The sequence below is a fragment of the Segnochrobactrum spirostomi genome (assembly GCF_009600605.1).
Taxonomy (GTDB): Bacteria; Pseudomonadota; Alphaproteobacteria; order Rhizobiales; family Segnochrobactraceae; genus Segnochrobactrum; species Segnochrobactrum spirostomi.
In genome coordinates, this window is the sequence record NZ_VWNA01000003.1 from 522,860 (window position 1) to 543,218 (window position 20,359).

The following is a 20,359-nucleotide window of genomic DNA, read 5'->3' on the forward strand; positions in this document are numbered from 1 at the left end:
CGGCACCGCGTCAGGAGCGAACTGGTGGTCTCGCCTGGCAAGCGGTCAAGGGCGGCTAGTCTAGGAACGCCTTTCCTCCCGTCGGTCCTGATACCGGTTCCACCCGTGCATCCGATTGGCCACCTGCACGGCGATCGGGTGGAAGGGCACCGGCTTCATCGTCGTCACGGGCAGCGGCATGTCCTGGTCGCGCCGACGGCCCGCGGCCCAGCGCCCGATCTCCTGACCGAGATTGAGGGCCAACGCGACGCCGCGCCCGGAATAGACCCCACCGAAGACGAGGCCGGGAGCGAGCCGATAAAGCCGCGGTTTCCTGTCGGGCACCACTGCGAACGTGCCGTGCCAATATTCCTTCACCGGCGGTGGCCCGCCCAACGCCAGGAAGGCTTGTCCCAACCGCGATGCGACTTTGGCACGGCCACGATCGGCCTCGTCGAACCACACGGTATGGGTGCCGCCGCTCACCAGGCGATGGTCACGATCGTAGTGGAAATAGCGCATGTCCGCGCGCATGTCCGACACCGCCGGGTTGCCGACGAGGATTCGCGCGCGGACGTCCTCCGGCAGCGGATCCGTCGCCGCCTGAAACACCTTGAACGGGATCAACGTGCGCTTCAGGCCGGGCCAGATGTCGCCCGTAAGCGCATTGGTTGCGAGCACGACCTCGGGTGCCGTCACGCTGCCGCTAGCCGTCCGGATCCGCCATCCGCTGGCGACCCGTTCGAGCTGTTCGCCGCGGCTGTTCTCGAAAATGCGCACGCCCTCGCGCTCCAGCGCGCCGGCGAGTCCGATGGCCATGGCGAATGGATTGATGTGGCCTGAATTGTGGACCACCCAGCCGCCGAGATAGGGGCTGCCGATCCGCTCGCTGACTTCGTCGCGGTCCAGCCACGAGACAATTGCGCCGAATGCTTTCCACTCGGTGTAGAACTGTTTCGCTCGGGCGAGAGTGGTCTCGCTGTGGGCAGGCTGTAGCCAACCCTCCTGCACCTGATGCGCATCGATGCCGAAGCGCTGCATCAAGCCGAAGGCGACGCCGGCCGCGTCGGCCACGAGGCGATTGAAGCGTTCACCGTGAACTTTGCCGAAGGCCGCCTCGAACTCGGATGGCGCAGCCTTGGAATGATGGGATATGACGAGGCCATTGTTGCGACCCGACGCGGCCGAGCCGATCTCCCGGCCCTCGAGCACCACAACACGGGCGCCGCTGTCCCGCGCGCCGAGTGCGGCCGCGAGCCCGGTAAAGCCACCTCCGACCACCACCACGTCGGTCGAGATATCGCCGGCGAGGGCCGAGGCGGCCGTGCGAGTTGCGCTTGTCTTGCGCCACAGATGCGGAGTTCTCCAATCGACCTCAAACATGGACAACATCCTCGGCCACGCTGCCAAGATAATGCTCGCTCAGCGCGGAATGAGCTGCAATATCGGTTGCTGGCCCGTGTAATCTGACGCAGCCGGTATTGAAGAGATAGGCATAGTCCCCGCATTCGAGTGCTAGCTGCACGTTTTGTTCGACGAGAAGCACCGAAATTCCGCTCTTCGACAAATCAAGGATGATGCGGAAGATCTGGTGCACCACCTTGGGCGCGAGACCGAGCGAAGGTTCATCCAGCATCAACAAAACCGGCTCGGCCATCAAGGCGCGGCCGATGGCGAGCATCTGCTGCTGGCCGCCGGACATCCGGCTCGCCAGACCATTGCGCCGTTCCTTCAGGATCGGAAACAGGTCGAAGACCTCGTCGCGCAGCGTCTCGAAGGTCTTGCCCCCCCGTCCGACATGAGCGGCGACGAGGTTCTCTTCCACGGTGAGGCGGTGGAAAATCTGGCGACCTTCAGGGCAATGGGCGAGCCCGAGCCGCACGACCTGCTCCGGCTTCCAGCCCGTGATGTCGCGGCCGGCGAAGCGGATACTGCCGGCGCTTGGGCGGGCGACGCCGGAGATCGAATTCAGGAGGGTCGTTTTGCCGGCGCCGTTCGGGCCGAGCACGACGACGATCTCTCGCGGGTCGACCTCGAGATCGACGCCTTCAAGTACGCTGACGCGGCCGTATCCCGAGCTCAGTCCGGCGATCTTGAGAAGCGGCGCGGATGTCGTCGATGTCATTGGCGGTCCCGAGATAGGCGCGTTGAACGTCGGAGCTCTGCTTCACCTCGGCCGGCGTGCCCTCGAAGAGCTTCTGGCCGTGATGCATGACGACGATACGGTCGCAAAGCGTCATCACCAGATCCATATCGTGCTCAACGACGATCATGATGCGGTCGCTCGCCCGCAAAGTCGCGAGTTTGGCGGTCAGTTCGGCTGTTTCATGGTGGTTCAGGCCGGCCGCCGGCTCGTCGAGCAGCAACACGCGCGGCTTTGCGACCAGCGCACGGGCGATCTCCAGCATCCGCTGCCGGCCGTAAGGCAGGCTGCCGGCATCGCGAGTGGCATAGGCCTGCAAGTCGAAAGCCTGGAGAATGTCCATCGCGGCCCGGCGCCGTTCGTGATCGCGCGCGGCCTTATAGGGCGGCCATAGCACTTCCTTCCAGGTCCGTCCGGCATCTGCGGGATAGAAACACACCTCCAGATTGTCGAGCGCCGACATCTGATCGAACAGCCGGATATTCTGGTAGGTGCGGGCAACCCCGGCTCTCGCGATCTGGTATTTTTTGAGCGGGTCGAGCCGTCTGCCGTCGAGCCTGATCTCGCCGGCGGTGACGCTGTAGGAGCCCGCGGCCATGTTGATCAAGGTCGACTTGCCGGCACCGTTCGGTCCGATCACGCCGTAGATCAGGCCAGGCGTGAAGGTGAGGGACACATCGTCGATGGCGACGTGGTTGCCATATTGCTTGCGCACCTTGTGGAAGGAGAGGGTCATCGGCCGAACAAGCCCCGCAGCAGGGTCTCCGGCCCAAAGCGTCTCGGGACGAGACCGGCGGGGCGGGCGATGATCAGCACGATCATCAGGACGCCAAGGAACAGCACCCGCCATTCGGCGAACTCGCGCAGCACTTCCGGCAGCAGGATGAGGATCGCGGCACCCGCGATGATGCCGAGAATGTTGCCGATGCCGCCGATCACGATCATCAGCACGATCAGCACGGATTCTTGCAGCGAGAAGCTGTCGGGGCTGACGAAGCGCTGGGAGGCCGCGAAGATCACGCCGGCGGTCGAGCCGATCGCCGCGGAGGTCGCGAAGGCGGCGAGCTTGGCGTTAGTGGTGTTGATACCGATGCCGCGTGCGGCGTCCTGATCCTCGCGGATTGCGGCCCACGCCTTGCCGAGGATCGACCGCTCCAACCGCCAGACCAGCACCCCCGCGACGAGGACCGTGATGATGAGCAGCCAATAGATTTCTCCCGGACGCGCGATCTCAAGGCCGCCGATCGAAGCCTTGTCGAGCCGCGCCACGCCCTTCGGACCGCCGGTCACCGTACCGAGATTGTTGACCAGAATGCGGATGATCTCGCCGAAGCCGAGCGTGACGATGGCGAGATAATCGCCGCGCAGCTTGAGCACCGGGATGCCCAAGAGCACGCCAGCCATGACGCCGAGAGACACGGCGATCGGCAGGATTAGCAGTAGCGGCAGGTGCAGGCCAAGCTGCGCGCTCGCGAGCAGCGCATACGCATAGGCGCCCACCGCGTAAAACGCGACGAAGCCGAGATCGAGCAGGCCGGCATAGCCGATCACGATGTTGAGCCCGATCCCCAACAGGACGTAGATCAGGAGGCTGTTGGCGACGCGGATATAATAGTTGGGCAGGAAGGGCGTCAGCGCGATAAGCGCGACCGCCAGCGCCACGATGAGCACGGCGACCGGGCGGCTGACGCGGGCTGACGCTTCGAGCGTGCGCGCACCGGCAGACATCAGAACTCCCTCTTGTAAACCATGCTCTCTTCCGACACCGGTTCGCCGAGGATGCCCGCTGGGCGGACCAAGAGCACCAGGATCAGAATGGCAAAGGCGAGGACATCGCGATATTCGGTGCCGACGAGGCCGCCGGTGAGGATCGGCAGCAGGGCCGTGCCCGCGACCTCGATGAAGGCGAGGATATAGGCCCCGAGCATGGCCCCCGGCACGGAGCCTATGCCGCCCAGGATCGCAGCAGTGAAAGCCTTCAAGCCGACCGCCGCGCCCATCGTGGGCGACATGATCCCATAATAGCTCGCATAGAGGATGCCACCGGCCGCGCCGAGCAGCGCGCCGGCGAAGAACACCATGGAGATGGCAAGATCGACATTGATGCCGAGCAGGCGCGCGGTCTGCCGACTTTCCGACACCGCGCGGATGATCACGCCCATCCGGCTGCGGTTTACGAGAGCCCAGAGCCCAATCATGAGCACGAAGGCGGCAACCAGGATGCCGATCTGGACCGAGGTGACAGTGCCGCCCAGGACATCATAGGGGATTGATGGAAACAGACTCGGGAACGCCACCGGCTGCGGGCCGGCCAGGATCTGCATTCCGGCGACAAGGGCTAGCGATGCCCCCAGCGACGACAGCATTGGGGCAAGGCGGGTGGAGTTGCGCAGCGGCTTGTAGGCGAGCCGTTCCAGTACTACACCGACCCCGCCGACGGTGACGACCGCGGCGGTGAACGCGATCATAAGGACCACGCCGCCGGCCGTCTGTGCATCGCCCGCCATCAGCGTTAGGGCGAGGAAGGCGGCATAGGCCCCCAGCATGAACATTTCGCCATGGGCGAAATTGATCATGCGCAACACGCCGTAGACCATCGTATAGCCGAGCGCGATCAGCGCGTAGATCGAGCCGATGGTCAGGGCATTTACCGCCTGTTGAACAAGAGTTCCAAGCATGAAGGACCGATCCGAACGGGCAAGCGCACGGCCGACGGGCGGTTCGCCTGCGGCAGGGGTGGGCGGAGCGGCGCGCGCAGCCTGCGCCGAACAGGGACGCATGCCAAGCCGCGAAGGATGGAGGAGGGGCGGCGGCTTGAACCCGCCGCCGCTTGAAGCTCACCCTTTTTATGGACCCGTCGGGGTGGGAGCCACGGGCCGTGGGCGGGCTTCGCCTCCGTGCCGGCGAACGTCGCGAGATGATGACGTCCCGCGGCGTTCACTTGCAACCGCTTACTTCGAGCCGATCAGAACAAAGTCCTTACCCTGGACCTTGTAAAGATAAGACGGCGCCACTTTGAGTTCGCCGATTCCGTCGAATTCCAGTTCGCCGATCGCCGTTTTCACCTTCACGTTGTGAAGTGCAATGTCCATATCCTCCCGCGAATGGCTCTTGGCGTCCTTCAGCACTTGCTCAAGGATTTGGCCCTGCACGTAACCGTAGATCGAGTAAGGCCCGGCATCCTGGCCATATTTATCCTTGTAGGCCTTGGCGAAGGCGGCGATGTCCGGCGAGGCGTCCATCGGGGGCACCTGGATGGCGACGAGGACGCCCTGCACGTTCTCCTCACCGGCCTGTTGGATCAGTTCAGGCGTGTAACCGCCGTCGGGGACGAGGAGGGTTGCCTTGACGCCCTGCTGGTGCATCTGCTTGGCGAACAGCGCGAGCTGCGGCATCACCGCGCCGAGATAGATGACGTCCGGCGCCTTGGCCTTAATCTGCGCGAGGACGGCCGTGAAGTCGACGTCCGACGGTGCAACCGCCAGGGTGTCGAGCACCTTGCCGCCGCCCTTCTCGAAGTTCTTGGCGAAAATCTCGGAGATGCCCTGACCGAACACCTGCTTGTCATTGACGACCACAGCGGTCTTGGCGCCGAGCTTCTGCAGGGCGTATTCGGCAGGAAGCAGCGCTCCGGCGAGATCGTTTGCAACTGGACGCACCATGTATTTGTAACCCTGGTGCGTCAGCGCCGGATTGGAGCCGAACGACATGGTCGGCAACTTGCAGTCTTCGTAAATTGGCAGCGTCGATTGGGCGACGCCAGAATTGAAGTTGACGAGGCCGATAACGACGTTGTCGTCATCGCAGAACTTCTGGGCGACGAGGGTCCCTTCACGTGGGTCAGCCTTATCATCCTGCTGGTCGATGTCGATCTTGGTGCCGTTGACGCCGCCTGCGGCGTTCAGCTTGTCGACATAGAGCTTGAAGCCATTGTGCCAGGTGCTGCCAAAATAGGCCTGCGGCCCAGACAGCGGGCCGGCAAGGCCCACGGTGATGTCATCGGCAAAGGCCGGCGCGGCCATGAGCGACACGCCCAGGCACAGCATGGCGACGGATTTCATAGGGCTCCCCTTATCCTGGAAGGTCACGGCTGAAAGGTGTGCCGGTCTTGCTGCCGGTAGGAGCATGGAAACAGACAATGCCGAGCGCGTCAATAAAGTGTCGACACTATTGCGTTCAATCTCTCGCGTGATCTAAATTCTCCGAGTTGGCGGCGGGGCGGCGGCGCCTCGGCGTGGCGTCGCCGGAGGCGAAAACCTTGAGCAGGGCGTCCTTCAATGCGTGCTGGGTGGCGGATATGGTCAGTTCAATGTGGTTGCGCAAAAGCTCGACGCCGCCATGGATGTCCCGCCGCACCGCCGCGTCAACGATCGCGGCATGGGCAGCGACCTGCGCTGGATCGTGGGTGCGATGCTCGATTTGAATGCGCCGGATGAAGCGGATGCGCGCATTGATCTGCCCGAGTTGCGCGACCAGTTCGGGATTCCCCGACAGTTCCGCGATCAGCAGATGAAAGCCCTCATCTTCGGCGAGGATCAGGTCTGGGGGCTGATCGCGATAACCGTCCTCGATGGCCGCCCAATAGGCGTGCAACTGCGCGATTTGCTCGTCGCTCGCGCGCTCGCACATCAGTCGAAACGCGGCGCATTCGATGATCGAGCGCAGTTCGTAGAGATCGAGCAGACCCTCCGTCGATAGGCTACGCACGAAGAAGCCGCGATTTGGGGTCAGCGAGACGAAACCTTCCGAGGCGAGGCGGTTCAACGCCTCGCGTATCGGCGTCCGTGACACACCGAGGGTGCGCGACAACTGGACCTCGTTGATCCGCTCCTCGGGCCGCAACTTGAATTCGACCAGCATCTTGCGGATGACCTGATAGGCTCGTTCGCTGCTGTCGGCCGAGCGGCGCGGCTCGGTGCCGGTCTCGGCCGTGGGGTCGATGACATCGGCGGCGCCGGAATTCTCGATCATGAGGGGTCCTTGCAGGTCATGTGTCGACAGTTGAGAGCATACCTCTTCCAGCTCGGCTCGGAAGGCAAGTGCCGCGCGCTGCGGGGGATTTGATCATGCGGATCGGCATTCTGGGGGTTGGCCACCTCGGCACGGCAATCGTGGAGGGGTTGCTGCGGTCGGGGCTCGATCCGGCAAGCCTCGTCTTGTCGCCGCGCGGCCGGTCTGCTGCGCTCGCCGAGCGCCATGATCTGTCCGTCGCCCGGGACAATCATGCGCTGGTCCAGACCTCGGACCTAGTCGTCTTGGCCGTGCGGCCGGCCAGTGCACCGGAGTCGGTGGCGGGTCTTCCTTGGCGTACCGGACAGGTGGTGATGTCCGTCTGTGCCGGGATTGCACGGGCGCAACTTTCGGTCGAGCCAGCGGCAATCGTGCGGGCCATGCCCTTGACCGCAGCGGAAATCAGGGCGAGCCCGACCGTCTTCTTTCCGCGACTGCCCGCGGCACAGGCAGTGTTGGAGCGCCTCGGCCCAGCGATTGCGCTCGCCAGCGAGGCGGATTTCGAGGTCGCGACCGTCGTCGCCGCGGTCTACGGCTGGGCGCAGGATTTGATACGCCGCACCGCCGACTGGACGACGGGGCAGGGGATGCCGGCGGCCGAGATGCGTCGCCTAGTGGCGCTCACCTTCGTCGCTGCCGGGCGCATGATGGCGGAGAAGCCGGTGCCGATGCCCGATTTGATGGCTGAGCTCGTCACGCCCGGCGGCATCACCGAGCTGGGATTGAGGATCCTCGCGGAGGGTGGACAGCCGGCCCTCTGGGATGCCGCTTGCGCGGCAGTGCTGACCCGCCTGACCGACGTGGGACAGAAAGATGCGGCGCCGGCGTGATGCTGTCCGCCGGCTCCATCTGGCGCTGGGCGCGCCTCAGTCGGCTCCCAGCGCCTCCGGGCTAAGGCGTCTTGGAAGGCGTCTCGGCGAGCATCGGAAACGTATGCCCGCCGGGTGCTTGCTCGCTGGGAGACACGATCATCTCCGCGATGTCGACGTGGTCCGGCAGCTTCAGGGCCGCGACGAGCACGCGAGCGATATCTTCGGGGCGGAGCGCGCGCTGGTGCGTGTACATGCTTTCCCGCAAGCCCTCGCGGTTGCCGTCGAACGCCCTCAGATAGAACTCCGTCTCGACGCGCCCCGGCGCGATCTCGGTCAGGCGGACGCCGCTGCCGGCGAGATCGTGGCGGATCACGCGGCCGGCCTGCGACAGGCCGGCCTTCGCTGCCGCGTACGCAGTGGTGCCCGGAAAGACGGCGCTCGCCACCGTACTCGTCAGGTTGAAGATATGACCCCGGCCGCGACGAACCATGCCCGGCAGGACGATCTGCATGAGGTGAAGCGGCGCGGTCAGATTGAGCGCGATCGTCTCGGCCGTCTCGTCGGGTGTTTGGGACTGCAGCGGACGCACACTGGCGACTCCGCCGGCATTGTTGACGAGCACATCGAGGGCGATATCGCCGAGCGCGGCGGCGATGCCAGAGATGTCGCGCACGTCCGCCGGCAGCGGCTTCAGGTTCGGTCCGAGGACATCGGCGAGGGCCGCGAGCGCGGCGGCGTCGCGCGCGAGCGCGTGCACGACGAGGCCCTCTGCAATCAAGGCCGCTGCGATGGCGGCACCGATGCCGCGGGAGGCGCCGGTGACGAGCGCCACGCTGTAATCCATGCTGCAAGCCTCCTTGGTCGTCCGGTTCGTTGAAAGCGCGACGGCTGGTGGTGGATTTCGGTGTGCCGCTCTCGGTTCTGCCGGAAATCTAAAGTGCGCCGTGTTCGGCAATCGTTTTCAGAAGTTCGATCAGACCGGCGTCCCGCTCGGTGCGCAGTCTCTCCTGGCTCCGGCTTCCCACCGCCTGAGCCGTGGAGGCGGAGATTGTCGCGGCGGTCTCCGCATCAAGCCGTACCTCGAGCAGACTGTCCCAGATGGCCTGATAGGTCGGGCCATACTTGATCAGGAAGCTCTCGATGCCGTCGGCATTGAGGCCGTTCGAGATGAACGCACCCTGCAAAGCCCACTTCGGACCAGGACCATAGATGAACGCGCGATCGACATCCTCGACCGAGGCGACGCCGTCGCGCACCAGCGCGATCGCCTCGCGCCACATGGCCCCCATCAGCCGCAGCGCGAGGTGGCCGGTGATCTCGCGATGAAGCACCACCGGCTTCTTGCCGATCGCAGTATAGATCTCCCGGGCCTGCACCAGGGCGGCGGGGGCGGTCGCACGGCCGGCCACGATCTCCACCAACGGCATCAGGTGGACGGGATTGAACGGATGGCCGAGGACGATCCGCTGCGGATTGCGGCACTGCGCCTGCATCTCGGAAACCAGCAACGCCGAGGACGAAGAGGCCACTACGATCGCTTCATCGAGCAGATTGTCGATGTCACTGAGCATTCGCTGCTTGAGCGCCAGCGCCTCCGGTCCGTTCTCCTGCACGAAATCGACCCCCCGCAGCGCGTCCGCCAGGGTTGGGCAAGTCACGATTGTCCCACGCGCGGTGGAGGTGCCCCGCAGCGCGTCGAGATCGGCGAAAAGCGTCGGCAGCACCGCACCAAGGGCCGCGGCCCGTGCGGGATCGGGGTCGAAGCCACGCACATCATGGCCGGCATGTGCGAACGCCGCCGCCCAGCGCTGGCCGATCAATCCGAGTCCGACGATACCGATCGTCAGCCGTTCCACGACGGAGATCCGTGATCGAGCGCCCCACGCAGCGCCTCGTTGAGGTCGTTCCAAGGAATGAGCAGATCGATCCAGGCGCCGATCCGGCCGGCGACGAGGATCGCTTCGTCGATGAGGGCATCGAACGGGAGATCCTCTCTCATTGCGGCCTTGAGCTGGAACAGGAGGGCCGGGGAGGTGTCCATGTGACAGAAATCACGCAGGCGCGTCGCTGCCTTGTCGAGTGCGATTGCCGCCATGTGCCGTAGCACCCGGGCCTCCGTACCCGATCGCTCGCTACGCAGCCACCACAACAGCTCGTGCAGCACGCGCGCTTCACCCTCAGCCGCGAACAATGGTCCGGCGGGATGCATGATCTTGCGGGAACGGGTCAACCGCGCGATGTCGTCCGGGCATTCGCGCCACAGCGCCTCGCGCGCGGCAACAAGATCGGGCGGAAGTGGCGAGGGCGCCTGAGTCACATCGTGGGCCGCTGCCACCCGGGATAGCGTTCCGGCGAAAATCCGCCGGCCTTGTTCTCGCTTCAGGTCTGCGGCGAGCGCCGCGATACCCTCGACCGGTGCCTCGAGGTGGCCGAGGACGGTGACGTGGGCAGTCTCCGCTTGCAAAGGCGCGAATGTGATCTCGAGGAATTGCCGCACCGGCCAATAAATGAAGGCCCCAGCCGGGGCGTCGAGCACATGGGTGCTCCCCTCGACATCCTCGACGAAGGGGGCGTGCCAATAGATGTGGCTGCCGGCGATCTTCGGCGTGTGCAGTTGCAAGGGCAGCGGCAACGCGCGCAACAGCGCCTGCCGCGTCCGTTCGGCATCACCCGTGAGGCGCAGCGGCCAGCTCTGCCGCTCCGTCGAGAAGACGAGGTCCATGGGGTCGGCTCTCACACGGGCCAGGTCACGGGGCGGGATTGAAGAACGAGACGGGCTTCAGGATCTGGTTGCGCATGTCGAGTAGATAATCGGTCTCAATGACCTTGCGCCGGTACGCCTGCCAATTCGGATCGGCTTCCATACGGTCGCGGCGCGCTTCGCGATCATCGAGGCTGACATACTTCCATAGGTGTACAGTTCGCGACAAATCGCCGATGTGAGTCTGAAAGAAGCCGAACGGTTCCCCGAGATAATGCCGCTGCATCGGCAGACCGACCTCTTCGTAGAGCTTGAGAAAGGCCGGCAGCATGTTCGGCTTCGCGGTGTAGGTGCGGTGATCGAAGATCATCTCGGCTTGCCTCAGTTTAGGGAAGGGCGGCAGAACTCAGTTGGCCTTCAACCCGCGCTGCGGACGGTCTCGGCAATCAGCCGAGCCGTAAGCAACGGGTTCTCGAGCTGGGGTACATGGCCGATCCCGTCCAGCCGGTGCACGGCGGCGAAGCCGGGGGCCCGCGCAGCATGGATTGGCGGGATGATCCGATCGGAGAGCCCCCAGATGAGCCGCGTCGGCGCGGTCACGCGGTGCAGTGCCGGCACGAGATCGAAGCCCTGGATACCGCCTGGAAAGAGCTTGACCGCGAGTGCGGCGAGGGCAGGCCGCTGCCCGCTCTCGTCAAGCCCGCGCGAGACGGCGCGGGCGTAGCCGGCGGGCAGCAGGGCTGGGTCGCCGACCATCATCTCCAGCCAGGGTCGAAGGGTGTCCGCGTCGGTCGCCTCTGTGAGGCCGGTCAGGAAGCCATCATGGATTTCCGGTCCGAGCCCCCCGGGGCGATCAAAGTGAGGGAGCGGACCGCGAGGCGGCCGATCGACGTGAGGGCGATCGCCGCCGCTCCGCCGAGCGAGTGGCCGACGAGGTGAGCTTCTTCCAGTCCGATCGCCGCCACCCGGTCGGCGAGGTGGAACACGATCTCCTCGAGGCTGACCGCCGCCATGGAGGTTTCGCGCCCATGACCCGGCAGATCGAGAGCGATGATGTCCGTCCCCGGCAATTGCGCGCGCAGCACCGGAATCACCTGTCGCCAGGTCGTCCGGTCGGCGCCGAAGCCGTGCAGCAGCAGGATCGGATCGGTCGTCCCTGCGGATCGCGGCGCTGCCGAGTGTGGGCGCAGCTCGGTTTCGCGGACGGCAGCACCAGCCGTCGTGGCACTGAAGTCTTGCCTGTTCCGGAGGGCGGCATGGACATCCCGCGCCTTGATCCGGCCGTGTGGGCCGGTCCCGGTAATGCCGTCGAGCGCGATTTGCGCGGCTGCCGCGGTGCGGCGCGCGAGAGGGGATGCGATGAGGCGCGCTCCAGGGAAGGGGGTCGTGGCAGACGGAGCGGCCGGGAACGCGCCGCGAGGGGGATCGGGCGTCGCCGCAGCGGTCGGCGCCACCACGGTCATCTCTTCAGCCGTGGCCGCGCTGTCGGACAGATGGCCGAGCACCGCGCCGACGGGCACCTCCTGACCGACCTCGCAGACGATTTCGACGAGCCATCCGTCGCATGGCGCCAGGACCTCCGTCGTCGCCTTGGCGGTCTCCACCGTCACGAGGCACTCACCGGCCTTGACGGCTGCGCCGGGACGCACCTCCCACGCGACGACCACCACTGTCTCCATATATTCGCCGCCGGCGCTGTCGATGCGGATGGGGTACGTGGTCATCGCCGCTTCCTATCGCAACGTCGCGAGCGCAGCGTCGCGGATCTTGGCCGCGTTCGGCAGCATCGCGCTCTCGAGCGGCTCCGAATAGGGGATGGGCATGTCCGGCAGGGTCACCCGCGCGACCGGGGCGTCGAGCTCGTCGAAGGCATGATCCATGATGGTGGCGGACAATTCGGCCGCGTAGCCGCAGAAGCGCCAACCTTCGTTGACGACCACCGCATGATGGGTCTTTGCAATCGAGGCCACGATCGCATCGACGTCGAGCGGGCGTAGCGAGCGTAAGTCGACGACCTCGGCAGAGATGCCGTCGGCTTCCAAAAGCGTCGCGGCCTTGGTCGCCTCGATAACCATCTTGGACGTTGCAAAGATGGAAATGTCGCTCCCGTCACGTACGACTGAGGCGCGGCCGAGCGGCACGATCACATCGCCGTCGGGCACCTCGCCCCGCACGTTGTAGAGCAGTTTGTGCTCCAGAAAGACGGTCGGCTGATCGTCGCGGATGGCCGCCTTCAGCATCCCCTTGGCATCTGCGGGTGTAGAGGGGGCGACGACCTTCAGGCCCGGAATGTGCGCCAGCATGGAATCGAGCGCCTTCGAGTGCTGAGCTCCGGCACCGGCCCCACCGCCGCCCTGGGTGCGCAGCACGAACGGCATTTTTACCTGACCGTTCCAGATATAATTGTAGATGGATGCTTGGTTGACGAGCGCGTCGAGAGAGAGCGGCACGAAGTCGGCGTACATGATTTCCAGGACCGGCCGCGTGCCAGTCATCGCCGCCGTCACCGCCATGGCCGTGAGCGCCTGCTCGGAGATGGGCGTGTCGCGCACGCGGCGTTCGCCGAAGGTCTCCATCAGGCCCTTGGTGACTTTGAAGACGCCGCCATAGCGGCCGATATCCTCGCCGAACAGGAACACCGACGGATCGGCCTCCATCTCCTCCCGCAAGGCGGCATTGAGCGCCTCGGCATAGCGCATGAGTGCCATTTCAGTGGGCCTCGCTGTAAGGGTTGCTGGCCTCGTCGAGCCTGAATGTGGGGAAAGGGGCGGCCAGCGCTGCGGCGAAGGCGTCGTCCACCTCGGTCTTGGCAGCGGATTCGATATCGCTGAGGGTCTCGTCGCCGACGCTCGCGCGCAGCGCCTCCCGACTGATCTTTAGCGGATCGCGTGCTCTCCAGGCGGCGATGTCCTCAGGGCGCTGGTAGCCGCCCATGTCGGAGGTGGAGAAGCCTTCCATGCGATAGGTCTTGCATTCGACGAGGCCGGGGCCGTCGCCGCGCCGGGCCCGCTCGACCATGCCGGCGACGGCGCGGTAGATCGCAACCGCGTCATTGCCGTCGACGATCTCCGACGGCATCGCATACCCGGCGGCGCGCACTGCGAGGTCTGGCACGGAGGATTGCACCGCCGACGGTACCGTTAGGCCGAAGCCATTGTGTTCCAATACGAAAACTACTGGTAGCTTCCACAGAGCGGCGATGTTCATCGCCTCGTGGCAGATGCCGGTCTGGGCTGCGCCGTCACCGAACACGCAAAGCGCGACGCTCCGCTGACCGAGCACCTGCATCGAAAGCGCCATGCCGGTGGCGGCCGGAATGCCGGCGCCCACGATCGCGTTGCCACCGATAACGCCCGCCTCGACGTCGGCAATCAACATGTGGCCCGCCCGCCCGCCACAGGCGCCCGTGGCACGGCCCATGATCTCGGCGACGACAGGCCCCATCGCCATGCCCTTGCCGATATAGACAGCGTGGCCCCGATGGGTCGTCGTTACCTTGTCGCCCGGCTCCAGCACGGCTGTCGCCGCCACGCCGACAGCTTCCTGACCGTCGCAGCGATGGATCGGCCCGCGGGTGCGGCCCTCCCTATGGAGAACCCCCAAACCTTCCTCCAAATGGCGCACAAGCACCATCCTTCGGTACATCTCCAGGTGTTCGGCAACCGATGGGCTATTCTTCACGCGAGTCTCCCGAAGCGCGATAGAATTTAATGCAGATGTGTCGACACTTTTCAAGCCACTCGAGCCGCCATCCGCAGCACGGACGGGCATAGGGGATGGAGGGCGTGGGCGAGTGTCTGAAACGGAGGACAGGCTTTCCTGTCGACGGGGGCACCGGCCTCCACGTGGTCGCGTGCGGCTTGGACGGGATGCGATCGGCAGGCGCGGTTCAATCGCCGTCGAAGAGCTCCCGCAGCGCGGCGAGCATCGCATCGAGGTCCGGGCAGGGGTAGGCGCCGAGGCCCACGATCTGTCCGGTCACATCGACCGGGAGGCCAGAATTGGAATCGGCTGGGACCTCGTTCAATCGCCCGCCGATCAGCACCGGCACGGTGAAGCCTTCCGCCGTCATGGCGGCCGTCACGGCGCGCACATAGCGCAGCGCGACGCCATTGTAGGTGCTTATCGCGAGCGCGTCGGCGCCCTCGGCCTTGGCGCGCGCCACAAGAACCTCGGGATCGACCGCGACGCCTGCGTCGACGATGGCGACCCCTAGCAACTCGAGCGCCTGTTCGACGAGATGTTTGCCGTGTTCGTGAACGTCCGTGGTGCCGATACAGATCGTGAGCGGGCGCTGGAGGGCGAGGGGCCTTTGCGCGGCGACCCAGCGCACCGCCTTCTCATCGAGCTCGCGTGCCCATTCGGCGGCGACGAGCGCGGTACGACCGCGTGCCGCCGGCGCGCCGGGACCGAACAGGGCCTCCATCTGCCGTGGTCCCATGCGCCGGATCGCCAACAGCAGCGCGGCCGGATCGTCGATGGCTACGCTGCGATCGGCGAGCCCGTCGAGCACGGCGGCGGCAAAGTGCCGGCCACCCGCGACCAGAACGTCGGCCATCGCCTCTACTTTGCGCCAGTCCATCAGCGGCTCTTGGAAGGGAGCGTGCTCGCCGAGGCGGTGGCAGAAGGTCTGCGCGTCGATGATCTCGTCGATATCGGGAATCCGCTGGTTCTCCGTCACCGGCACGGGATTGACCGCATGGCCGGAGGGCCAGCGGCCGAGCGCGAGCAGATCCGCGGATAGATAGCTTGCGAGGCTCGCATAATTGCCTGCCGGGCTCGATTGGTAGGCGACCGTATTGCCGAAGATCATGGTGCCCGGTGTTCCGCTGACACGCGTCAGGGCGGCATGAAAGGCCATCCGCGAAAGTGGATCGCTGAAATGGTGTCCGTAACAATGGGCCAGGCGGCCCCCGATCAGTTCTTCGACGATCCGCTTCTCAATCAGCACCATGCCGAGCGCGCAAGCCATATCGAGGAAAAGGCCGGCAAAGCCGTCGTCGAGATTGGAATGGACCAGGATCTCGGCGTCCTGCGCCGCGATGAGGCCGAGAGCCGTCACAGTCGCTTCCGTCGTTGCGACGTCGTCGCTCCAATAGGGCAGTCGAAACGTGAAATATTGGCCGAGATTGCCGATCGCTGTAGCCCCGGCGGCGATGGCCGCCCGGCAGTTCTCCACTGCGCCCGGCAATCCCAGCATGAAGTCGCCGAAATGGGCGGCGGCCGGGGCTGCGTCGGTCACACGAGCGAAATCCTCCGGGCCGGTGAGGACGATTCCCGTCCCGCGAGAGGCCTTAGCCCGCGCCGCCTCCGGATAGCCCATCGACCAATCGAGCGTGATGCCGAAACGGTCCACGCGAATGCCAGCATCCGCACAGTGACCATGCACGAGGCGGATTGCTTCCAGCGTCCGCTCGATGTTGCGGAAGCCGATATGGGCGTGTTGCATGATCCGCCCCTCCGCTGCCGCTTGACGCTTGTAAGCCGCTTCGGACGGCACCGCCCATTCCGTGAGGAACCGGCAGCGGCCGAGCCGCCAGTCCCGCGCCATCGTACGGCCCGCGGCCAACAGGTCGGTGCCGGGTTTGAGCCGCGGGTCAGTCAAAGCCAACGTCTGCTCGTTCATCCCCCGATCTCCTCGCCCTTTGCGTCGCCGACGAAGCGTCGCACGAGCCCCGCGAAGGTTCGCGGATCGGCCACGGGATGAAAGTGCGCGCCCGACACCATCCGCATGATCGCGCCGGGGATCGCGTCGGCGATCGCCCGCGAGAGCGCCGGTGGGACGAGGATATCCCCGTCCGCCGCGACGACCAGAACCGGAGCCTTGATACGGGAGAGCTCGGCGAGGCGGTCGTGGTAGAGCAGCATCCGCACCCGCGCGCTTGCGACGGAAAGCGGCGCAAGCCGTTCTTCCGCGGCGGCAATTGCGGCCTCGAGTTGCAGGGTGTGGGCGGCGAGATAAGCGGGCTCATGGCCCAGCACGTGGGTGAGCCGCTGGTAGGGCGCCGCGAGGCCCGCGTCGAGCAGCTCCGCTCGCGCGGTGAAGAGCATCCGGAACCGCGCATCGGCCCGCGCCCACGCGCTGCTGATGATGAAATCGAGGCCCCATGTGGGGTGATCGAGAGCGATGATCTGGGCGATGGCGCCGCCGGTGGAATGGCCGACGACGTGCATCGGCTCGCCGACCTCGGCCATCAGGCCGACGATGTCGCCCGCGATCTGCGCGAGGCTATAGCGGCCGGGGGGACGATCGCTGCGACCGGCGCCGCGATGATCGACGATCAACAGCCGATGGTCGGGGACCAGTCTGGCCGTTACATCTGCCCAGAACCGGCCGTCGCCGCCGAGGCCGGGGATGAGCAGAACCGCCGGGCCGTCAGTGCCCACGCGCTCATAATGGATGCCGCAACCGTCGGAGGCGCGATAGAGGGGCATCAGCGCAGGCTCCCGGCGAGCAGACCCCGCAGCGCGGCGGCGAGGCTGAGGGCCGTCACGCGCGAAGTTTTGGGATTGTCCGGCGACGGCACGTTGGCGAAGCGGAACTGGGCGCGTCCGGCCACGCTCTCGACCTCGATTTCGTGAACGTTGCCGGTGACGGCGGGGTCGGCGATGATTCTGACCGACAGTGGTGCCGGACGGCAGGCGAGCGCGAGCGTAAGGGCCGCGTTGAGATTGCGCGGATAGAGGAGGGTAGCTGCCTCAGCCGTTCCTTCAAACAAGTCCACCGCCTCGCGATCGGCCGAAAGCCCGCGGGCGGCGAGTTCCTCCGCCCAGGCGGCCGGCGGCTTGCGCGAAATATAGCGGAGGCGGGCGTCAGGAAGCCCGGCCACGCTCGCCACGTAATCGAGCCCGCCGATTGCGCCGGGCGCCGTCAGATAGGGGGTGCGGGATTGCCGATGCGCGGCCTCGATACGGGCTGCGACGGCGGGGTTGGCCAAGGCCCCCGTCGAGGCGATGATCACCGGAATGCCGGCGGCGACGAGGCGCGGCACATAGGCTTCGACTGCCGTCTGTCCGGCCGCTTCGATGACGGCCGCAGGCCGTGCCGCGATTAGGGCCTCGATGTTCGCGACGGCGTTCACATGGCGCGGGACTTGGCCGAAAGAGCCCGTGCGGGTCAGCACCCGCCAGAGCGCGGTGTCGGGGCCGAAGATCGCGGCCAGCTCACGGCCGAGCACACCGAAGCCTATCATGCCGAGCTGTATCGGTACGGCGGAGGGGGCCGGAGGCGCCGCCATGGCGGTCGGGTCCCGATCAGCCATTCTTGACGGGGTCGAACTTGTCCTGGAGATCGGCGCCGAACACAGTCCGGCGCTCGATCTCCAGCACGTCGTCCGGTCTCGGGAAGTTCGAGGGCACCCGCTCTCCCGGCGCGCGCGGTCGGCCGATCAGCCGGAAGAAATCTTCGAGACCGTTTGGCACGATCAGCCAGACCCAGCGCAGCTTCGTCTCGCCGTCGTTGATGAACATGTGTCGGACATTCTTCGGCAGAAAGATCACGCTGTCGGGGCCGATCGGATATTCCTGGCCATCGATCACAGCGCGGCCGCGACCTTCAATGACGTAGACTGCTTCTTCGTTGCGATCGTGGGTGTGCTCGCGCACATAGCCGCCCGGGGCCACCGACTGCGTGCCGAGACCGAAGGGGTACTCCATCCCGACGATGTGCGGCGCCAGCGCGACATCCACATGGCCGTTGGCCGGGACCGGCTGCCAGTAGCTCTCCCGATTTTCCGGGCCGGAAATGTGGACGCCGAGCGGAGCGGTGGGGCGGATCTGGTCCATCGAAGCCTCTGCAAGGTTGCCGTCGTCTCTGAACGGCGCTTGCCCATGCGCGGCCGCCGTGCTTCCCAGCCAGGGCTCCGGGACATAGCCCGATCAGGGCGCGCGCGAGCCGTTCGTGACACGATGATATCCATAGCGCACAAAGTGTCGACAGAACAGTAGACATTTTTAGAGGGGGCTCATTATAGTTCCAGGGGCACGATTGGGAACGGCCATGAAAAATTTCGATGTGGTGGTGCTGGGCTCAGGATCGGCCGGCTGCGCGGCAGCGCTGAGGGCGGCGAAGGGCGGCCTGAAGGTGATCGTCGTCGAAAAGAGCACCCAGCTCGGCGGCACATCGGCAATGTCGGGATCCGGCGTCTGGGTGCCGGCCAACCATATCGCAGCGTCGGCAGGCATATCCGACAGCCGCGAGGATGCGATCCGTTATCTGAGGGCGGTCGCGCCGGACGGATGGGCGGCCACGGAAGACGGCCGTTGGCGTGCCTTCGTCGCGGCGGCGCCAGACATGCTGCGCTTCCTCAGCGACAACACGCCGCTCGATTTCCGATTGATCAACGAGCCGGACCCTTACAGCGAGGCGCCCGGCGGGCGACGCTTCGGCCGGATGGTGTCGCCGATGCCCCTGAGCCGCAGACGACTCGGCCGGTACGGGCCACGGCTGCGGCGGTCGACCTTGCCGCACCTCTTCACCTACCAAGAGGTTGTGGATCTCGACCTCTACCATCACCCCATCCGCGCCGGTCTCAAGCTGTGGCCCAAATTACTGGCGCGCTGGCTGGCGAACGCTGGCGGGCAGGGCACGGCGCTGATGATCGGCCTGATCCGCGGCTGTCTCGATGCCGGCGTCACCTTTGCGGTCGAAGCCAGGGCCATGCGGCTCATTCAGGATGAATCCGACCGTGTCGTCGCCGTCGAGGTGGATGAGGCCGGCCGTCGCCGCACGATCGACGCCCCGCGCGGCGTGGTGATCGCCTCCGGCGGCTTCGAGTGGGACGAGGCGATGCGCCATCGTCACTTCCCCGGTCCGTTCGACAGGATCGGCAGTCCGCGCAGCAACGAGGGCGATGGCCAGAAGCTTGCCGCCTCGATCGGCGCGGCGCTCGACCGCCTGGATCAAGCCAACATCTATCCCTGCCTGCCGACGCGCTATGAGGGGAAGCTTCACGGCCTGCCGATGACATTCCAGGCCGAGCCCCATTCCATCGTCGTCAATCGGCATGGCCGCCGCTTTGTCAGTGAGAACGATTTCAACATCGGCGAGGCGATCGATGCGCGCGAGGCCGACGGCAGCCCGGTTCACCTGCCGTGCTTTCTCGTCGGTGATCACCGCTTCCTACGAACCTCACTGCCGTTCCGCTGGTATGCAGCGCGCGATCCGGGCTGGGTGAAGAAAGCCGAGACGATCGAAGGCCTCGCCGCGCAGCTCGGCCTTCCCACGGCGGCACTAACAGCCACCATCGAGCGCTGGAACAGCTTCTGCCGCGATGGGCGGGATCCCGATTTTCGTCGCGGTGAGAATGGATGGGAAACCTACAAGGCCCATGGCACTGCCGCACACCTGAAACCGATCGACGCGCCACCCTTCATCGGCATGAGTCTCAATCGCTCCATCCTCGGCACCAAGGGCGGCGCGCGCACCAACGAGCACGCTCAAGTCTTGCGGCCGGACGGCTCCGTCGTGGCAGGGCTCTATGCCGCCGGCCTCGCCATGGCCAATCCGTTCGGTACCCGAGCCGTCGGCGCCGGCACCACGATCGGCCCCAATATGACCTGGGGCTACATTGCCGCCGAGACGATCCTGCGCCAGAACCTTTGAGCGTCGGGGGACTCGACTCGCGTGTCGAATCATCGTGTCCGCTGGGGAAGCGTGAGGGCCTTGACCAGCTGTCAGCCCCGCTCGCTTCGAATTGCGAGGCGCTGTTCGGC

The 20,359-nt window shown here is 65.8% G+C and carries 21 protein-coding genes; 2 read left to right on the forward strand and 19 right to left on the reverse strand.

The window, feature by feature from the left end; genetic code table 11:
* Nucleotides 1–60 precede the first annotated feature (60 nt).
* The 7 genes from F0357_RS22550 to F0357_RS22580 all read right to left on the reverse strand — a co-directional run bounded on the left by F0357_RS22550 (nt 61) and on the right by F0357_RS22580 (nt 7,093).
* Nucleotides 61–1,362, reverse strand: coding sequence for an NAD(P)/FAD-dependent oxidoreductase (locus F0357_RS22550; protein ID WP_208948546.1), 1,302 nt, complete (start codon nt 1,360–1,362; stop codon nt 61–63).
* Nucleotides 1,355–2,104: an ABC transporter ATP-binding protein gene (locus F0357_RS22555; RefSeq protein WP_153490510.1), complete on the reverse strand. Its 750-nt coding sequence runs from the start codon at nt 2,102–2,104 to the stop codon at nt 1,355–1,357. Before F0357_RS22555 ends, F0357_RS22550 begins: the two co-directional genes overlap by 8 nt.
* Entirely contained in the window at nt 2,028–2,858 is an 831-nt protein-coding gene (locus F0357_RS22560; protein WP_153490515.1) for an ABC transporter ATP-binding protein, read from the reverse strand. Before F0357_RS22560 ends, F0357_RS22555 begins: the two co-directional genes overlap by 77 nt.
* Nucleotides 2,855–3,850, reverse strand: a complete 996-nt coding sequence (locus F0357_RS22565; protein ID WP_153490519.1) for an ABC transporter permease subunit — start codon at nt 3,848–3,850, stop codon at nt 2,855–2,857. The genes F0357_RS22560 and F0357_RS22565 overlap by 4 nt, the downstream gene beginning before the upstream one ends.
* Nucleotides 3,850–4,800, reverse strand: coding sequence for a branched-chain amino acid ABC transporter permease (locus F0357_RS22570; RefSeq protein ID WP_153490523.1), 951 nt, complete (start codon nt 4,798–4,800; stop codon nt 3,850–3,852). Before F0357_RS22570 ends, F0357_RS22565 begins: the two co-directional genes overlap by 1 nt.
* 273 nt (nt 4,801–5,073) lie before the next feature.
* Nucleotides 5,074–6,183 carry a branched-chain amino acid ABC transporter substrate-binding protein gene (locus tag F0357_RS22575; protein ID WP_208948547.1) on the reverse strand — a complete coding sequence of 370 codons (1,110 nt, stop codon included), beginning with the start codon at nt 6,181–6,183 and terminating at the stop codon, nt 5,074–5,076.
* Nucleotides 6,184–6,298: 115 nt separating this feature from the next.
* Entirely contained in the window at nt 6,299–7,093 is a 795-nt protein-coding gene (locus tag F0357_RS22580; protein WP_153490531.1) for a GntR family transcriptional regulator, read from the reverse strand.
* Between the two features lie 95 nt (nt 7,094–7,188).
* Between F0357_RS22580 and F0357_RS22585 the strand changes: the two genes are divergently transcribed.
* Entirely contained in the window at nt 7,189–7,962 is a 774-nt protein-coding gene (locus F0357_RS22585) for an NAD(P)-binding domain-containing protein (RefSeq protein ID WP_153490536.1), read from the forward strand.
* A gap of 61 nt (nt 7,963–8,023) precedes the next feature.
* On the opposite strand, the gene F0357_RS22590 is transcribed toward F0357_RS22585, so the two are convergent.
* From F0357_RS22590 to F0357_RS22645, 12 genes are all read right to left on the reverse strand, one after another.
* Nucleotides 8,024–8,899 (reverse strand): SDR family oxidoreductase, encoded by an 876-nt coding sequence (locus F0357_RS22590; RefSeq protein WP_153490538.1) that lies wholly within the window; start codon nt 8,897–8,899, stop codon nt 8,024–8,026.
* Nucleotides 8,877–9,854 (reverse strand): 3-hydroxyacyl-CoA dehydrogenase NAD-binding domain-containing protein, encoded by a 978-nt coding sequence (locus tag F0357_RS22595; RefSeq protein ID WP_246161858.1) that lies wholly within the window; start codon nt 9,852–9,854, stop codon nt 8,877–8,879. The genes F0357_RS22590 and F0357_RS22595 overlap by 23 nt, the downstream gene beginning before the upstream one ends.
* Nucleotides 9,788–10,666: a hypothetical protein gene (locus F0357_RS22600; protein ID WP_153490543.1), complete on the reverse strand. Its 879-nt coding sequence runs from the start codon at nt 10,664–10,666 to the stop codon at nt 9,788–9,790. Before F0357_RS22600 ends, F0357_RS22595 begins: the two co-directional genes overlap by 67 nt.
* Nucleotides 10,667–10,691: 25 nt before the next feature.
* Nucleotides 10,692–11,015 (reverse strand): NIPSNAP family protein, encoded by a 324-nt coding sequence (locus F0357_RS22605; RefSeq protein WP_153490547.1) that lies wholly within the window; start codon nt 11,013–11,015, stop codon nt 10,692–10,694.
* A 47-nt stretch (nt 11,016–11,062) separates the two neighbouring features.
* Nucleotides 11,063–11,404: an alpha/beta hydrolase gene (locus tag F0357_RS22610; RefSeq protein WP_153490550.1), complete on the reverse strand. Its 342-nt coding sequence runs from the start codon at nt 11,402–11,404 to the stop codon at nt 11,063–11,065.
* A 50-nt stretch (nt 11,405–11,454) separates the two neighbouring features.
* Nucleotides 11,455–12,324: an alpha/beta fold hydrolase gene (locus F0357_RS22615; protein WP_208948548.1), complete on the reverse strand. Its 870-nt coding sequence runs from the start codon at nt 12,322–12,324 to the stop codon at nt 11,455–11,457.
* A 54-nt stretch (nt 12,325–12,378) separates the two neighbouring features.
* On the reverse strand, nt 12,379–13,353 hold the full coding sequence (locus tag F0357_RS22620) for an alpha-ketoacid dehydrogenase subunit beta (RefSeq protein ID WP_153490558.1): 975 nt from the start codon (nt 13,351–13,353) through the stop codon (nt 12,379–12,381).
* 1 nt (nt 13,354) lies between these two features.
* Nucleotides 13,355–14,326, reverse strand: a complete 972-nt coding sequence (locus tag F0357_RS22625) for a thiamine pyrophosphate-dependent dehydrogenase E1 component subunit alpha (RefSeq protein ID WP_208948549.1) — start codon at nt 14,324–14,326, stop codon at nt 13,355–13,357.
* A 208-nt stretch (nt 14,327–14,534) separates the two neighbouring features.
* Complete coding sequence (locus F0357_RS22630; RefSeq protein WP_153490567.1) at nt 14,535–16,271, reverse strand: cobalamin B12-binding domain-containing protein; 1,737 nt, start codon at nt 16,269–16,271, stop codon at nt 14,535–14,537.
* Nucleotides 16,268–17,080 (reverse strand): alpha/beta fold hydrolase, encoded by an 813-nt coding sequence (locus tag F0357_RS22635; RefSeq protein WP_153490570.1) that lies wholly within the window; start codon nt 17,078–17,080, stop codon nt 16,268–16,270. The genes F0357_RS22630 and F0357_RS22635 overlap by 4 nt, the downstream gene beginning before the upstream one ends.
* Nucleotides 17,080–17,883: an aspartate dehydrogenase domain-containing protein gene (locus F0357_RS22640; protein WP_153490574.1), complete on the reverse strand. Its 804-nt coding sequence runs from the start codon at nt 17,881–17,883 to the stop codon at nt 17,080–17,082. The genes F0357_RS22635 and F0357_RS22640 overlap by 1 nt, the downstream gene beginning before the upstream one ends.
* A gap of 16 nt (nt 17,884–17,899) precedes the next feature.
* A complete protein-coding gene (locus F0357_RS22645) occupies nt 17,900–18,430 on the reverse strand; it encodes a cupin domain-containing protein (RefSeq protein ID WP_153490577.1) in 531 nt (176 codons plus the stop codon).
* 202 nt (nt 18,431–18,632) lie between these two features.
* On the opposite strand from F0357_RS22645, the gene F0357_RS22650 reads away from it, so the two are divergent.
* A complete protein-coding gene (locus F0357_RS22650) occupies nt 18,633–20,249 on the forward strand; it encodes an FAD-dependent oxidoreductase (RefSeq protein WP_208948550.1) in 1,617 nt (538 codons plus the stop codon).
* Nucleotides 20,250–20,359: the final 110 nt, after the last annotated feature.

Coding starts and splice junctions, on each gene's coding strand:
- F0357_RS22615 (WP_208948548.1), bottom strand. CDS start 12,324: ATGGAGACAGTGGTGGTCGTCGCGTGGGAGGTGCGTCCCGGCGCAGCC.
- F0357_RS22560 (WP_153490515.1), bottom strand. CDS start 2,858: ATGACCCTCTCCTTCCACAAGGTGCGCAAGCAATATGGCAACCACGTC.
- F0357_RS22575 (WP_208948547.1), bottom strand. CDS start 6,183: ATGAAATCCGTCGCCATGCTGTGCCTGGGCGTGTCGCTCATGGCCGCG.
- F0357_RS22580 (WP_153490531.1), bottom strand. CDS start 7,093: ATGATCGAGAATTCCGGCGCCGCCGATGTCATCGACCCCACGGCCGAG.
- F0357_RS22550 (WP_208948546.1), bottom strand. CDS start 1,362: ATGTTTGAGGTCGATTGGAGAACTCCGCATCTGTGGCGCAAGACAAGC.
- F0357_RS22565 (WP_153490519.1), bottom strand. CDS start 3,850: ATGTCTGCCGGTGCGCGCACGCTCGAAGCGTCAGCCCGCGTCAGCCGC.
- F0357_RS22645 (WP_153490577.1), bottom strand. CDS start 18,430: ATGGACCAGATCCGCCCCACCGCTCCGCTCGGCGTCCACATTTCCGGC.
- F0357_RS22620 (WP_153490558.1), bottom strand. CDS start 13,353: ATGGCACTCATGCGCTATGCCGAGGCGCTCAATGCCGCCTTGCGGGAG.
- F0357_RS22610 (WP_153490550.1), bottom strand. CDS start 11,404: ATGATGGTCGGCGACCCAGCCCTGCTGCCCGCCGGCTACGCCCGCGCC.
- F0357_RS22605 (WP_153490547.1), bottom strand. CDS start 11,015: ATGATCTTCGATCACCGCACCTACACCGCGAAGCCGAACATGCTGCCG.
- F0357_RS22585 (WP_153490536.1), top strand. CDS start 7,189: ATGCGGATCGGCATTCTGGGGGTTGGCCACCTCGGCACGGCAATCGTG.
- F0357_RS22630 (WP_153490567.1), bottom strand. CDS start 16,271: ATGAACGAGCAGACGTTGGCTTTGACTGACCCGCGGCTCAAACCCGGC.
- F0357_RS22555 (WP_153490510.1), bottom strand. CDS start 2,104: ATGACATCGACGACATCCGCGCCGCTTCTCAAGATCGCCGGACTGAGC.
- F0357_RS22570 (WP_153490523.1), bottom strand. CDS start 4,800: ATGCTTGGAACTCTTGTTCAACAGGCGGTAAATGCCCTGACCATCGGC.
- F0357_RS22640 (WP_153490574.1), bottom strand. CDS start 17,883: ATGGCGGCGCCTCCGGCCCCCTCCGCCGTACCGATACAGCTCGGCATG.
- F0357_RS22600 (WP_153490543.1), bottom strand. CDS start 10,666: ATGGACCTCGTCTTCTCGACGGAGCGGCAGAGCTGGCCGCTGCGCCTC.
- F0357_RS22635 (WP_153490570.1), bottom strand. CDS start 17,080: ATGCCCCTCTATCGCGCCTCCGACGGTTGCGGCATCCATTATGAGCGC.